This window comes from Agrobacterium sp. LEGMi-208b (assembly GCF_059511785.1).
In genome coordinates this window covers 1-15,921 of sequence record NZ_CM183446.1, presented here as the reverse complement: position 1 = coordinate 15,921, position 15,921 = coordinate 1, and the positions used below count along the sequence as shown (strand labels likewise).

Sequence of the window (15,921 nt, the reverse complement as noted above, 5' to 3'; positions counted from 1 at the left end):
CGTCCAGGTCCAAGCCTGTCAGATTTCATCGATGGTATTTTGGCATATTCAGGTTGCATAATTCATGTTGAAACCTTGGTTTCGCCACAATGTTTGATTGCATTCGGTCGAAATTTTGACAGCTGATTGATTTTTTGGGCTCTGCTAATCGAGGTTTGCCATGAATGACCAGCCTTCGTTTTCCGATTTCGTTCAGGCGAGCCGCGTGTTGAAGGTGTCTTCGCCCTTGGGCGAGGACCAATTGTTGCCGGAACGTCTGACGGTTGAGGAGGGCGCGTCGCAGCTCTTCGACATTCGCTTGACGGTGCGGGCCAAGAAGGAAGCGGTCAAGCCGGAAGAGCTGATTGGACGGCTGGTCGACATCTCCATCGAGATAAGCCAGGGAGATGGTGACGGTGGCGGCGTTCGCCGGCCGTTCAATGGTCTGGTGACGGAGCTGCATGAAGGCCCGCCAATCACCCGCGGCATGCGCTCCTATGCGCTGACGATCCGCCCGCAGATGTGGCTGCTGTCGCGTCGCTCCGATTGCCGTATCTGGATGGACAAGACGGCGATCGAGATCGTCGAGACGCTGTTTTCCGAACATGGCATTCCGGCCCCCGATACATCGGGCATCATCTCGCCACCGCCTGCCCAGCATTACAGCGTGCAGTGGAACGAGACCGATCTGGATTATCTCACCCGCCGTTTCGAAGAGGACGGCCTGTTCTACTGGTTCAGCCACGATGATGGTTCCCACAAGCTGCATGTGGCCGACAGCGCCAGCGGTTGGCTCGGGCCGTCTCCGGCCGCGCAGGGGGAAGGCACGATACGTCTGGCGCAGGGTTCGTCGGACCGTAACCACATCAATGACTGGGCGCGGCGTTTTTCCTATGTTTCGGGCCAGCGGGCGGGTGCGGACTGGAACTTCGAGACGCCGGGCATGGTGCCGGGTACGATGACGCCGTCGCTGGTGCAGATGCCGGATGCGACCAAGCGCGAGCTTTACGAATATCCGGCCCGCATCAGCACCGTGGAAGAGGCCGAGCGGGCGCAGAAGCTCCGGACCCAGGCGATAGAGGCCGATCACGACCGGGTGTTCGGCTCGTCCACCTCGCGCATTCTGGAAGCCGGCCGCCGCTTCACGCCCTACGAGGTCGCCCATCCCGATCACGCCTATGAAGAGCATGTGGTCATCAGGGCAAGCCACAGCATCGTGGATCTCTCCTATGAGACAAACGGCAACGAGCCGGAATACCGCAACATTTTCGAGGCGATCCCGGCCCGCGTGCCGCTGACGCCGCACCGGTCAACAAAACGCCCACGCATCGAGGGTACGCAGGTGGCGATCGTCGCCGGCCCTGAAGGTGAGGAAATCCATCCGGATCAATATGGCCGCATCAAGCTGTGGTTCCCATGGGACCGCAAGGCGAAGAAGGATGGCACGGATACGTGCTGGGTGCGGGTCAGCCAGGCATGGGGCGGCGGCACATGGGGTGCGCAGGTCATTCCGCGCATCGGCATGGAGGTGATGGTCGCCTTTATCGATGGCGACCCGGACAAACCGCTCGTCATCGGCGTGGTCAACAATCCGGCCAATTCCGTGCCTTACGACCTGCCCGCCAACAAGACGCGCATGGTGCTGCGCTCCAACAGTCACAAGGGTGACGGTTTCAACGAAATCACCTTCGAGGACGAGGCCGGCAAGGAGAACCAGTTCTTCCACGCCCAGAAGGACCAGACCACCCGGGTCTTGAACGACCGAACTAAGCGCATTGACCGGCACGAGGTCGCCTCGGTTGGCGGCAACCGCGCCGTTGAGGTCTCCGGTAACCAGAAACACGAGATCGGCGGCTCGGTAAACACCGTCGTTGGCGGCACGGGACCGATGGCGATGATGGCCATGGCAGGCGTGCAGGCTCTATCCGGACAGACGGCAGGGCTGCTTTCGCAGGCCGCCCAGATCGCCGGCGGTGGTGGCCCCGGTGTCGCGGCTTTTGCCACCACGCTGGCTTCATCCGCACTCGGCTTCCTCGGTGCGGGCGGTCTTTCCTCACGTGAGGGTGTCGTCTCCGGTCCAAGTCCCCGTGCGGATGCGGGCACGGCGCTTGCCGGTTCCGGTTCGGGCGTCGGTTCCGATGCGTCGGGCCTCTTTCCGCTGCCGGGCATCATGAACACGATCATCGGTTCGTTTCAGTCCACATCTGTTGGCATCGCAAAAACCGAGCAGGTCGGGGTCAGCAAGGTCACAAATGTCGGCCAGACGTCGATGGAAAATGTCGGCAAGGCGAAGAAACTCACTGTGGGAGAGGAATATGTCATCGAAGTCGGCAAGTCGTCCATGACGATGAAGAAGGACGGCACGATCATCATTAAGGGTGTGACGTTTCATTTCGAGGCTGAAGGTTCGTTTCAGCAGATCGGCAAAGTCATAGATCTCAACTGATCGGGTTCGTGGGAAAATGGTCAAGATCATCAACTACACGCCATTTGCGAACCTGCGGTTCTCCAACCGCAATGCGGCGGGTAAGGAATTCGGTGTGTTCATGGCAAAAACTGCCCTTGATATCGGCGCCGATGGCGAGTGCCGGTTCTCAAGCGAGCAGGAGCCGTTCGTCTTTACTGACACGTACCACGATGACCTCAATGTCTCTTCGGTGCGCTACCCGTCTGACTTCGTGCCCTACAAGCCGCATAGCGAGGTCATCGTTGACGCAACCGCCTACGCTCCAGATGGAAAGCCGGCAACCGAATGGCCTGTTTCCATCAAAATATCCGACGATCTGGGCGTTTTCGTCCATCATGAATTGATGGTCACCGGGCCGCGAGAGTGGACCCCGATCTGGCTGAAGGCATTGAGTGACGAGCAAAAGCCGGACTGGCGGAAATTCAAACCGTTTTTCCGAGGCTGGGCATTGTCTTCCCCGAGCCCGATCGAGAGTTTGCCGATCCGGTACGAGCATGCTTTCGGAGGCATGATCGATAAGGGTCTCGACGATGACGGCAATCCCATACTGGAAGCCTTCGAGTACAACCCGATCGGGCGCGGTCTGATTGATCGGGAGTTCACCGATCACACTCGGCCGGTCCATGCGCCGCAAATCTTGAGCCGGGGCGCAATCCTGTCGGATCCCTATGAACACTATGCGGTTGAAGGCCTCGGTCCCGTTCCGCCCGCATGGCTGCCGCGGCGTCCCTTGGGCGGAACCTATGACGAGCACTGGATCGAGCATGTCTGGCCCAATTGGGCGGCGGACTACGATTACCGTTTCCACAATTCCGCGCCTGCCGGCAGCCAGGGAGCCCGTTATCTGGAAGGCTCGGTTCGCATAAAATTGCAGAACCTCTTTCCCGACCGTCCCGACTTCAGCATCCGCTTGCCTGACGAGCAGCTGGTCGCGATGTCGCTGCGCGATGACGAGAGCGTTTTGCCGCTCAAGATGGTTCTCGATACCGTTTTTCTGGAGATCAGCGAGCGGGACCGGAACGATCCGCGGATCTATTGTATCTGGCGTACACCCTACGATATGGCCGCGACGGAGGGGCTTGCCCTTCTGCGCTGTAGCTCGCAGGAGCTGCGCCGGATCAACCCCGTTCTGGTGAACCCCGATGAGGTTGCATGCGACCCTGTGCTTCTCGATCCCGACCAGGATGAAGAGGAGGCCGCCTGATGGCAATTCCGATTTCCGCGCGTCGCGACGGCGCGAACATCATGCATTGCACCGGCCCTGATGTCTGCAAGACGCCCATCGGCTCCTCCATGGTGCCGGTACCCTACATGTCCATGGTGGCACTGGGGTCTTCCGTGCGCACGTCCCGGACGGTTCGTAATAACGGCAAGCAGGATTTTCAGTTGAATTCTCGCGCACTGGTCGTGACAGGGCATGAGCCTGGCGTCGGAAAGGGCGTCAAGGTCAGCGGCTACAAGTCTCATGCGCTGGCCAAAAAGGGTTCGAAAACGGTCTTTTCTGAAGGCTGGGCAGTTGTACGCGATTCCGATCCGGCCTGGATCAACAGGCCGGGACCGGGAGGCACCGAACCCCATCGTACCATCGGTGAAGAAAAGGTGCCGATCCTCCTGGCCGGCAGTGGTGGCACGCCGGGCAACAATCAGGCGCAGAACAAGCAGATCAATTCGCTGGTGAAAATATACAGCCTTAGCAAGGACGAGCGCCAGCAACTTCATCGTATCATCGGCGGGCAGGGTCTGGGCTATCAGGAAATCAAGCAAATTATTATAGAAGAGTTTGGGAAATGACATTTCAGGATGGCCTGCAAAATCTGATCGGCAAGCCTGTCGTTCAGTCAAAATATATTTACGGCAGCATTTTTCATCTGTTGTTCGCGGCCGATGGTGGCGAGGTGGAGCTCGTTTGCAACGGTTGCCAGTGGGTCGTCTTAAACGATGGCGGTGAGGTTCTACTACACGACGAAGCAGTGCTTTCCAGCGAGGCGCTGTCTGGGGTTTTCACCGGTCTACGACTTCGGTCACAGGAAGTTCTGCCCGCGAGCCTTAGCTTGCGGTTCGATGGCGCCGTTTTCCACGCCTTTATGACCGAGGAATACCATCTCGACATCCACGAGGGCGTCGCGCTTGGCTCGCCCGAATGGCGGCAGCTGCCAGAGGCGGCGCGCGATAGTTTCGTGATTGTCTCGCGCCCGCGGAAGACGGTGGGCTGGGAGTTTTCCGCCTATTCAAATCTGGCGGATGTCTCCTGGGGCGCGGCCTACCTGGCGATGCAGGAGGCCTCACATGGCGGGTGATGAAGAGGTCCATCAGCGCGATGGCGGACAGCCGCATGTCGCCCAGACGCCCGCCAATGCCGATGGGCGTGTGGTCGTAGGATCGGGCGCACCTCAACAGGATGCCGAGGCGCTTCGCCAGCAGATGATCGATGACCGCAAGCAGGAGCTGCGCGAGATCGATGAGGAGCTGAGCGCCCTGAACCGTGAGGTGGGTAGCAATCGTCCAAACGAGGAGCAGATCGAATACGGGACCAACCTGCAGGCCGACGCCTATATAGCGGCGACGGAACTCAACGCGCTGGAAAATCACTCCTACGCGGAATCCTTTGAGGATTTCATAGAGACCAATGGCAGCATGCAAGGGTCTCTTGATAACATGACGGGACCGCAGCGCCTTCATATGGCGCGCGGCCAGTCCGATGACTTCCTCGCACGGGCCTCCGGGTGGGATATAATAGAAGTAGGCCCGCAGGACTTGCTTGGCGGTCCCGGCGGATGGCTGGGCAGGCGAGGGAGAAAACTTTTCGGGCGTTGGCGAAGGCCGCGTGGCCGATTGGGAGGCAATCGTACTCGCGCACAGGAACGCGTGAGGGGACGCAGGCGCAAACGACGTGAACGCAAAGAGTGCCGGCTCGCCGGCAATCCGGCTTTTATGCCGACGGGAATTCCGGTCCATTACGATCCCGATTTCGCCATTCCCGGTTTGCTTAAACTTGCGATCACCAGCACCTGGTACGGCGATGTCGAGGCCAGCGGCCCGCTCGGACCCGGCCGACTGAGCGATATCGATGCGACCATAAGCAGGAACGAGGCCAAGGGTTTCACCCTGCTCGACGAAGACGGTTTCGCTGTCAATTTCAAGGCGCCGACGCCTATTCCCGATGGGTGGGAGGAGGGTGATACGGTCCGCAATACCAGTCTGATGCAGGGCCAAGGCCGCGTACTGATCCTCAAAGAAGATGCGCTGGAAACCCATTTTGCCAAAGGCAGGGACGGTATCTGGCGTATCGCGCAAATCAAGGACCGGCACGGAAATACGCTCCAGTTCGCGCGGGATGCCGTCGACAACCTTGTGTCGATCACGACTCCCGAAGGCCTGAAAATACTGTTTTCCTACACCGGCAGCTTGCGCACGCTGGCTGAACTTGAAGGTGTTGATGGCAGCCGCAAGACGGTCATGCGCTATCGCTATGATGATAAGCAGCGGATGGTGCTGGCGGAATGCCCCTATGGCGAACGTCATGAATTTGCCTATGACGACCGCGGCATGCTTTCCGAAGTCATCCGCAACGGCCATTATCACGCGAAGTTCGAGCATGACGAAAAGGGAAGGCGCACGCGAACGGAGAGCAACCAGGGCGTATCTGCGACTTTCCAATATGACGAGGTAAACAGGGTCACGACCTACTTGCCCGGCTCGGACAGGAGCCGCGCCATCCAGTTTCACTATGACGAAAATGGCGCCATCATCCGCGAAGTGAACGCGCTCGGCCATGAAAAACGCTTTGTAACGGACGAGGAAGGACGGATTGCAGCCGAGATCGACGGAGAGGGCAACGAGACCCGCTACGCCTATGACGCGGCCGGAAATGTGAAAAGCATTCGCGATCCCGTCGGTCGCTCGACCTATTATGGCTGGACGTCCGAAGGCGATATGGAACTCGTCATAGACAATGCTGGAAAAGCATGGGACTTCCACTACGACGATTTTGGCGCACTGAGCCTTGTCAAAAGCCCAACCGGGCATATCTCGGAAATCCGCAACAATGCGGCTGGGCTGCCAACCGGCGTCATTCGGCATGACGGACTGATTGCGCAGAACGCCTATGATGGCCACAACTGGCTCACCGAAACGCTGGACTTCCGCAATGCGCGCACGCGCTTCGAACGGGACAACTTCGGTCGCGTCATCCGGATGACTGAAGCAAACGGCGCGTCGACCACCTACGAATACGAGGACCAGTCAGGGCATAATTTCTTTCGCCCGACGCGTATTATCCGACCGGATGGCGCTGTGTTCAGCAGCTATACCTCAGAGCACGGGCGCCTTCTGGAAACCGTGGATGGAGAGGGGCGCAGAAGCCGCTACGAATATGACGGACTTGGCAATCTTGTCCTGTCGATCACCCCCATGGGTGGGCGCATCGGATTTCACTACGACGACGAACTCAATCTGATGAAGGTGGTCAACGAGGCTGGACGGGAATGGACCTTCGTTCGCGACGCTGGCGGACGTATCGTCCAGGAAACCGATTTTAGCGGGCGAACAACCGATTACGTGCTCGACAGAGCGGACAGAGTGGTCGAGGCGAAGCAGCCGGATGGCAGGCTCGTCGCCTATGGGCGGGACCCGTCGGGAAGCATTGTCAGCCGCTCTGCCTTTTTGCCGGGGGAAACCGAAGCGCTGCAGCGCGAAACATTTGCTTATGACGATGTTGGAAGATTGAATTTCGCAAGCAATGCCCATGTCACGGTTTCACTGGAATATGATGCAGCCGGCCAGCCGGTTTCGGAAACGACAAACGGGATCCGCATCGAAAGCGAGTATGATTGTTGTGGCAATCGGGTGAAACGCCGTATAGGCGATCAGGTGGTCACCTATGATTACGACCCGCTCGGCGCCCTGACCGGCGTATCTCTCGGTGAACTTCCTGTTTTGAATGTCACACGGGACCGATTGGGGCAGCCCGTCCGCCGCACGGCGCCGGATGGCTTCGTTACCGAATTTGTCCATGACCCCGTAGGCCAGCTCGTCCGCCAGACGGTGTCAAGCCGCGTGCGGGCCACCGGGCAGCAGTCGGCTCTGCTGCCCGAAATCTGGTCGCGGCAGTTCGAATGGGACCGCTCCGCAGCACCGACCATGGTGGCCGATCCACTTTGGGGCGCCAGTTGTTATGAAATGGATGGCAACGGACAGGTCACCGCTGCGTGGCACGGAGGGCCTAGTCCTGGGGCGCCTGTTCTTGCGACTGTTCCGGCCGATGCCATTGCCGGGATCGGGGGCGACAGCCGCGAGGTGGAGCGTTTCGACTACGCGCCGACCCAGGATATTGCCGCGTCGGAAACGGCCCTTCCCGACCACCCGCTCGGTCGCCCGCTTCGGCAATGGTCACATGCCGCGGGCGGTGAGGTGCTGGAGGCCTTTGGCCCGCACGGCGAGCAGATAAGCTACGAGTATGATGCTGCCGGTCGTGTCTGCTACCGACACGTGGATCGCAACGGGTTTCGTCGGCAGAGCTTCCATTACCTTTGGGATGGTTTCGATCAGCTGGTCGGGGTGGAATGCCCGGATGGGTCGGCTTGGCGGTACTCCTACGATCCGTTCGGACGCCGGATCGAAAAGCGGCAGGTTCGGGCAGGAAGGCGACAGGGCAGGGATAGCGATGCCACTCTTTCAGTGCACCGGTTCCTTTGGGATGGCGACGTCCCAGCGGCGGAATATCGGATAGCGGATGATCCGGAAGACAGGCAGTCTTTCGTTTGGTGGCATTTTGAGCCCAACAGCTTTGTGCCAATGCTGAGGGTCGACATCGATTCTTCCGGCGAGCAACGTATTCTCCATGTCGTGACCGACCATCTTGGTGCGCCGAGAGAGCTGGTGAGGCCATCAGGCGAAATCGTCTGGTCCTCCTCCTACAGGCTGTGGGGTGGAATGCGGGGCGTGTGGACGGCGGCCAACGACAATCGTGGCGCTGTTTCTGGCGGTTTCGCATCGCAGGGTTTCAGATCGATTCAGGCCTCGCTTGTCAGCGTTGCTGATGCTGCGCCGGTGGGCGACGACCAACCCGGGATAAACGCACACGCGGCGGTGGTTGATGCTGATCTATGCCCCATCCGGTTTCTGGGCCAATGGGAAGACGCCGAGTCTGGCCTTTGTTACAACCGCTTCAGGACATATGACCCGTCGACAGGCCAATATTTGAGCCCCGATCCCATAGGGCTTCTCGGGGGGCTGCGCACCCATGGTTATGTCGAGATTCCGACATGGTGGGCGGATCCACTCGGCCTTTATGGGGTATATGTCTTCCAGATGAAGCCAGGCAAGCGGTGTTATGTGGGCAAGGGTGAGCCGACGCGCATGGCGGAATCAATGCGTTATCGAACCGGGTCGAGCACGAGAGAGCAAGGTCGTAACCGATGCCCGCGCCGTCTTTATACCAATACCGATGCAGATGCGGCGGCGGCGGGTATGAACCCAAGAGACTATGGCGCGTTGGTCGAGAACCGGCTCTTGTCCCAATCCGGATTTAATGCGGTGGCCGACAGCAACTGGGCCAATGTGAAACTTGACGGGCAATCGGTGTTTAACCGTGCTACACCGGCCCAAAGAGCGGCTGCAACGTTGACTGCAACGAGAATAAGAACCGCGTTCGGTCGATGCTGAGTATCGAAACAACAATCAGGCGTTCTGTGCTGCCGATGGATAATGGAGAAGTTAAGTGTCCGAGATCGTTTTGGAAATAGATGAAAGAACGATGGAAAACCTGATGACAGGGCCATACGTCTTCATCGAGGAGACGCGATCCCCAGCATTTCAGAAGATAGCCTATTTCAACAAGGCCGCCTTCACTGCGTATTCGCGCCTCATCGACGAACATGGCTGCACCGGATTTTCGATCGAGGTTGAAGATGTCGCCGAGAACGAGCTGCAGGACTATTTCTCTCCCGATTTCAGCGGCATCCGCAAGAAGGATGATATCATTGAGATCGGAATAGTCGGGTCTGGCGCCTTCTCCGAGGATTTCGACCTCGACGTCTTCAAAAAATTCCCGAACATCAGGAAAATTACAACGCACGGCATTTCTTTCCGGGCGAGACTGCCTGAGCTTTTTCCGAAGCTCGAGACCTGGCTCAATCTCGACTGGAAGACTAACAAGGTCGAGAATCTCGGAAACGGATGGCCGGATTTGAAAAATCTCGCGCTTCACGGGTTCAGCGGATCGCTTGCACTTTTCGAAAAGTCACCGATTAGAAAACTCTTTCTGATCTCATCGACTATCAAAGATATTGACGACATTCTGCGCTTTAAGGATCTTGAAGTCCTGCAACTTGTTTCCAGCAGAATTACCGGTGACGTGTCACGCTTGTCGGAACTTACCAAACTGCGATCACTGCGTTTCGAGGGTAAGAACAAGCTTGAAGGCTGGGATAAGCTGGCGAGCAGGTCGCTCGAAAACCTTGAGGCGTCGCATTATCCCTGCAAATTTCCGCGCGACAATTTCCCGAAGCTTGAGAATTATGTCATCAACGCCTATCGCGCTCGGGATCCGTTCTATGAAGAAGGCGGAGATCACGACGCCCTCGGCGACGAATTCGCTGCCTTATGACCGTTCTTCGTGTCGCGACCTCCGCCGCGGGCTATGGATTTGGTTGCCTCAGGATCATGAATACTTCGTTGTCTTCATGAGGTCATCCGGTCTGGATGATAGAATGTAGCGGAATATTTCGCTGCAGCCTCGCCGATCATCTGGCCAGCAAGTGCCTTGCCACAAGCCATGCGCTGAAGGGAGGGTTCGCCACCCGAACGAAACGTCTGGTCGACACTCAGGCCCCTCATCCCCGGAGATCATTTCCGCCGATAAAACTTAGTTGATATGCTAAGTTTTCCCTTGCTCAGTCACGATGAAGCATGATAGTTAGCAACATGACTAAGCATCATCGTGAATTGTCACTGATCTTCCAGGCTCTGGCCGATCCGACGCGACGGGCGATTCTGGCGCGCCTCGGCGGCGGGCCGGCACCGGTCATGGAACTGTCCGCTCCCACGGGGCTGCGTCTGCCCACGGTTATGCGGCACCTTTCCGTGCTGGAGGAGGCGGGGCTGATCATCACGTCCAAGGATGGGCGGGTGCGCACCTGCGCCATCGTGCCTGAAGCGCTGGAGCCGGTAAGGACATGGCTCGATGAGCAGCGGGCCGTGTGGGAGAGCCGGCTTGACCGGTTGGAGGCATTTGCAATGCAGGCCATGAAGGAGGATTCCGAATGACAACGAAACCGGGTCAACAAAACGCACACGCTGAACCGCATCAGCCACAAGACCGTTTTGCAACGCTCAGCTTCGAACGGGAAATTGCCGTTCCGCTATCGGCGCTCTGGCAGGTCTGGCTGTCACCCGCCGCCCGGGCGGTGTGGGCTTCTCCCTCACCCTCGGTCACCGTGGAGTTCCTGGAGGCGGACAGCAGGCTGGGCGGCCGCGAAGTGTCGCTCTGCAAGGTCGCCGGCCAGCCGGATATTCGCTGTGAGTGCGGCTGGCTGGAGCTGCAGCCAACCCGCCGCAGCGTGAATTACGAGGTGGTCTCATCCGGCGGTGTGACGAAGTCGGCAGCGCTGGTAACTGCCGATTTTCAGTCTGCGGAAGAGCGGAGCCGCTTGACCGTGACGGTGCAACTTTCCTCTCTGGCCAAGGATATGCGCGATGGTTATCAAGAAGGTTTCGGTGCGGGTCTCAATAATCTGGCCAGCGTGGCCGGGCGCACCATGGTGCTGGAACGAACGATAAGGTGCCGCGAAACATCGTCTGGAAAGCCTGGATGAACGAGAAGACGCTGCCGCAATGGTGGGGCCCTGAAGGGTTTTCCTGCCGCACGAAGAGGATTGATCTGCGGACCGGCGGCGAATGGGTCTTCGACATGATCGGCCCTGACGGCACAGTCTTCCCGAACCATCATCGTTATGTCGAGGTCCGGCCTGAAGAGCGGCTCGCCTATACGCTGCTATGGGGCGAAAACGGGCCGAAACATGCCGACGCCTGGGCCTCCTTCGGAGATCAGGATGGCGCGACGAAAGTTGTGCTGGGCATGGTGTTCAGCACGGAAGCCGAGTTCCAGCAAGCGAAGGGTTTCGGTGCCGTGGAACTGGGTCAACAAACGCTGGGCAAACTGGAGCGCTTTGCCAAGGCGCTATAGACGCGCTGAGCCGCCAGTTCCCTGTGTAGAGGTCTCGTACTGGCCTCGTGTCCGGAGCGGCAATTACTCTTCAAGGCCGCTCTGCGCCTGCGAGATCGTCTTGCAGGTCCCGCCATGCTACAGCGATTTGATCCCTTGCTGCGCTATTGTCCTTGTTCAAATAACATGGTCGATTCCCGACCCGGCGGTGACAAACAATAAGGGTAACTGCCGAGTGCCTTCCTTCCATTCAGAAGCTTGATAATGGCGATCTTGGCATGATGAGTATCCTGCAAGACGGAGCTCCCTGTTGGCTTGCAGTTCTAAGGTTTTTCAGTTTGTAAGCTGTTGTGACTTTCGCAATGCGGCCAAATTCCAAAACGGCATTAACTCGTTCACTAGATGCAGCCTAGGGTTTAATTGGCTTGCTCGCGAATCATTTCTGAGTTACCGAGGAGTTATTAGGAGCGGTTTGGGGCGTAAGGTGATTTGCAGGCTAACTTGCAATAGCATGTGGGGTTTGTAACTTTACCCGCGATGAAACATATCGAGCCGTAAGCTGCATAATTCCGGAACATTGAATGCTCTGTAAAGTCGATAAACTGCCGCACGAAGAAATGGCCTTTGCAAAGGAAGATAGCGTCATCTCTGACAACGAGCTTGGTGGTGCGCGATTTATGGGCGGTGATGTTCTCGAGCAACTTCGGCGTATCGAGCCTGCTACCTGTGCCTTGGTCATCTCCTCACCGCCATACAATATAGGAAAGCCCTATGAACGAGAGGATGAGCGCTCTTACGACGAATACCTAGCCTGGCAAAGGCAAGTCATTGAGACCATGCTGCCCGCCCTCACTGAGAATGCTTCTGTTTGTTGGCAAGTCGGCACCTACATAACTGGTGGGGAGTTATACCCGCTCGATGTGCCCTTCATTGAAATTTTTCGCAATTTGGGATTTCGTCTACGCAATCGTATTATTTGGCGTTACAACTTCGGTTACAATGCTGACAAACGCTTCTCCGGTCGTTACGAGACTGTTTTATGGTTCAGTAGAACAGACACCTATACATTTAATTTAGATCCCGTCCGCATTCCCCAGCTTTACCCCGGCAAGCGCCATAGCGCTTCGAAAGGGGAAAAAGCCGGGAAACCTAGCGGCAATCCCTTGGGAAAGAACCCTTCAGATTACTGGGAGTTTTCGGCTGTTGAAGATTTTCAGAATAACCCGGTTTGGGATGTGCCCAACGTCAAGGCGAGGCACCCCGAGCATACTGAGCATCCCTGTCAGTTTCCAGTGGAACTTGCGGAGCGTTGTGTTCTGGCACTCAGCAAAGCTGGAGACACTGTACTAGATCCCTTTATTGGAACCGGTGCAACCGCTATTGCTGCAATTAAACATGGCCGACACGCAATCGGCATTGACCGTTATTTACCCTATCTCGCGATTGCCGAGGAACGCATCACTAAATATGCGACGGGCGATCTACCATTAAGACCATTGGGCAAACCCGTTCGCCGTCCCCGGTCTACGGAAAGCGTTGCTCAGGTTCCCATCGAATGGCGACAAGACCAAGTGGGGTCTGAAACGGGGGCTGCTGGAGGCGAAAATGGCGAGGGCTAAAGGTAAGGTCGCTAAATCCAAGAAGAAGGTTTTGAGTCCTGAGGAACGTGCTAAGCGAAACTTGCAGATGCGTCATCGGCGAGATGTCCGAGAGATATTCTCCGCAGCCGGGTTTCATCGTGCTGAGGGTGCGTCTGATAAAGAGTTTACTTACGGTGGGGTAACTTCAGATTTTGACGATGTCTTTGTTTTGGAGAACGTTGTTGTCTTCGCCGAGTACACTACTGCAAACGACGTTTCTGAGCATGCTAAGAAAAAGTACCTAATGTACGACCGCATCAAGAAAAACGATGCGGAGTTCATTCAGTTTGCGCGAGGCGCGCCACTTAATTTGAATGGGTCTTTAGGCGCTAAGTATAGTGATAATCAAATTCGGGTGGTATTACTGTATTGCTCTTTAAATTCCGTCCAATCGCAGTTAAAGGATCAGATTAACCACGCTCTATTTATGGACTACAGCATAGTACGTTACTTTAAACTTTTAACGAAGACAGTGCGCCGGTCCGCTCAGCATGAACTATTGGCTTTTCTCGATATCGAATATAAGTTTTTTGCCGATAGGGCGCTCAATACGAATTCCTCATCGCGAGACCCGTTCAACGGATCAGTTCTCCCTGAGCATCACTCTAAATTTCCGAAAGGATATAAAGTCGTTTCCTTCTACATTCAACCATCAGCCTTATTATCGCGGGCCTATGTGCTTCGCAGGGATGGGTGGAGGGATCGTAGCGGCCTGTATCAGCGGATGATCTTGCGGAGTAAGTTGGACTCCATTCGAAAGTATCTTGTTGATCAGAAGCGGGTGTTTGTGAACAACATCATCGTTACTCTTCCAGCCGGTACAAAAATCCTCGATTCTAACGATAATACGATCGATACGACAAATATTCACTCTACACAGCCGGCTGTAATATCCATTCCTAGCGAATTCAATTCGGTAGGGGTTATCGACGGTCAGCATCGTGTTTTTTCTTACTATGAAGGTGGAGCTAACGAGAACGTTATCGGTGCCTTGCGTTCACAACAAAATCTCTTGGTAACCGGCATCATATATCCAGACAACGTCAAGGATCCAGAAAAGACCCGTTTTGAGGCCGGGCTGTTTCTGGAAATTAATTCGACGCAGTCAAATGCAAAGTCCGAACTCAAACAGGCTATCAATCAACTTATCAGACCTTTCCTCGCGGATTCTATCGCCAGAGATGTTTTGGATAAATTGAACGATGGCCAAGGCGTTCTAGCTGGCAAATTTTCCCAAAGCTTTTTTGATGGTGGCGGTCTGCGCACAACTTCTGTGGTCAGCTACGGTCTTCGGCCACTTGTCAGACCTAGCGCTCCTGGACCTCTTTTTGCGCGTTGGATGGATTCTGAAAAAGATACCTTTGTTAGCTTAGAGGATGATGATGCGCGCAAGCGATACGTCCACTATTGCTCGAGCGAGATTGCGCTATTTTTTGCAGCTGCGAAATCGCGTTTGCCTGCGGACAGGTGGACCACCTCTCGAACTGTACACGATCGCCTTCTTACACCGACAGTCGTTAACGGTCTCATCGGAGCCTTGAGACAGGTTTTGGATGCTGGGGTGGAAATGACATTTCAGAATCTGCATGATCGTCTGTCCGGTTTGGAGTCTTTCCCGTTTGAGAATTATCGGTCGAGCCAATATACCGTGATGTCAACTGCGATATTCAAGACTTACTTCTCCGGTTGAGTATCGTTCATAAACCCTTCCAATGAGCTTTGTGAGTATCTTCTTTTATAAGAGGCGTACTTATGATTGCGAATGATGTTTAAGTAATTTTTTCTTTTTTCATGATTGCTATTTTTAGCCGCACATTTTTCGTGTGAAAAAATATGTATTTTCAATACGTTGGCCCCGTCTCTTTTTCCTTGTCCGATTTTTTTGTTGTTCGATTATCCCCGCTTTGATTGCATGACTTATACTGCTCCTGTTTCGTGATGAAGCCAGGAACATCTTGGTTTTCTCGCTGAACCAGCGCGGTTGTGAGAGGGGACGTCATTCTCATACTTCGTGCCTGATAATGAAAATCCTCTGGCAATGATAGGGGGAGAGATAATGGGTTTGTGGTGGCTCTTCTATTTCTCTGAATTTCATTGGTTGGCGGGTGGCTTTGCTAGGCGTAAACCAAAATACTGATGCGGGGCGCTGATAAGTGTCTTTTATTTCCATAGGCGGCAATTTTCAGTGCCCCGTTGCAATGCCCATCGAGCTGAACGGTTGATGGGCAAATGAAATGAAGCTCATAACACGGTCGCAACTGCGTCGCGTGATAGGAAAGGTGTGTTCTTCAATGGGTCTCTATGAGATGTACGTCCTTGCAGCTCGTGCAGATACAGCCCTGATGAGGCGAGAGGTGGAGAAGATTGTGAATCGTCGGCGCAAGAAGCAATATTTACACAACCAGAAGAAGAATTTGAATTTGGAAGCCGAGATGAAGACGGGAGCACCCCTTCGACCTGGGAGGATTCCATAAACATATATTTATATAGATGCATACGCATAAACATATAAAACATATGCTTTATTGAATTATATATGAACATTTGTGGCGGATGGAAAATCCATGGCCAGAATCCTGCTTTTACGACTTGCAATTTGCGGATTGCGGGACGATAACGCGTAAATATATGATTTTTATGTTGAAATTACTGGATTGACTGGAGAATGATTA

General features: G+C 55.5%; 9 protein-coding genes and 1 pseudogene. All 10 read left to right on the top strand.

Going from position 1 to position 15,921, the window contains the following annotated elements:
- Positions 1-160 precede the first annotated feature (160 nt).
- A complete protein-coding gene (gene tssI / locus AC5YUO_RS14865; protein ID WP_496155754.1) occupies positions 161-2,425 on the top strand; it encodes a type VI secretion system tip protein TssI/VgrG in 2,265 nt (754 codons plus the stop codon).
- Positions 2,426-2,441: 16 nt separating this feature from the next.
- On the top strand, positions 2,442-3,650 hold the full coding sequence (locus tag AC5YUO_RS14860) for a DUF2169 family type VI secretion system accessory protein (RefSeq protein ID WP_496155753.1): 1,209 nt from the start codon (positions 2,442-2,444) through the stop codon (positions 3,648-3,650).
- Positions 3,650-4,237, top strand: a complete 588-nt coding sequence (locus AC5YUO_RS14855; protein WP_496155752.1) for a PAAR-like domain-containing protein — start codon at positions 3,650-3,652, stop codon at positions 4,235-4,237. Before AC5YUO_RS14860 ends, AC5YUO_RS14855 begins: the two co-directional genes overlap by 1 nt.
- Positions 4,234-4,743 (top strand): hypothetical protein, encoded by a 510-nt coding sequence (locus AC5YUO_RS14850; protein ID WP_104680217.1) that lies wholly within the window; start codon positions 4,234-4,236, stop codon positions 4,741-4,743. The genes AC5YUO_RS14855 and AC5YUO_RS14850 overlap by 4 nt, the downstream gene beginning before the upstream one ends.
- Positions 4,733-9,109, top strand: coding sequence for an RHS repeat-associated core domain-containing protein (locus tag AC5YUO_RS14845; RefSeq protein ID WP_496155751.1), 4,377 nt, complete (start codon positions 4,733-4,735; stop codon positions 9,107-9,109). Before AC5YUO_RS14850 ends, AC5YUO_RS14845 begins: the two co-directional genes overlap by 11 nt.
- A 55-nt stretch (positions 9,110-9,164) precedes the next feature.
- Positions 9,165-10,052, top strand: coding sequence for a hypothetical protein (locus AC5YUO_RS14840; RefSeq protein WP_496155750.1), 888 nt, complete (start codon positions 9,165-9,167; stop codon positions 10,050-10,052).
- Between the two features lie 317 nt (positions 10,053-10,369).
- A complete protein-coding gene (locus tag AC5YUO_RS14835) occupies positions 10,370-10,711 on the top strand; it encodes an ArsR/SmtB family transcription factor (RefSeq protein WP_400819196.1) in 342 nt (113 codons plus the stop codon).
- Positions 10,708-11,630: pseudogene (locus AC5YUO_RS14830) on the top strand (SRPBCC family protein). The gene AC5YUO_RS14835 and the pseudogene AC5YUO_RS14830 overlap by 4 nt, the downstream one beginning before the upstream one ends.
- A gap of 560 nt (positions 11,631-12,190) precedes the next feature.
- Positions 12,191-13,228, top strand: a complete 1,038-nt coding sequence (locus tag AC5YUO_RS14825) for a DNA-methyltransferase (protein ID WP_496155749.1) — start codon at positions 12,191-12,193, stop codon at positions 13,226-13,228.
- Positions 13,215-14,939, top strand: a complete 1,725-nt coding sequence (locus tag AC5YUO_RS14820; RefSeq protein WP_496155748.1) for a ParB N-terminal domain-containing protein — start codon at positions 13,215-13,217, stop codon at positions 14,937-14,939. The genes AC5YUO_RS14825 and AC5YUO_RS14820 overlap by 14 nt, the downstream gene beginning before the upstream one ends.
- The last annotated feature ends 982 nt before the right edge of the window (positions 14,940-15,921 follow it).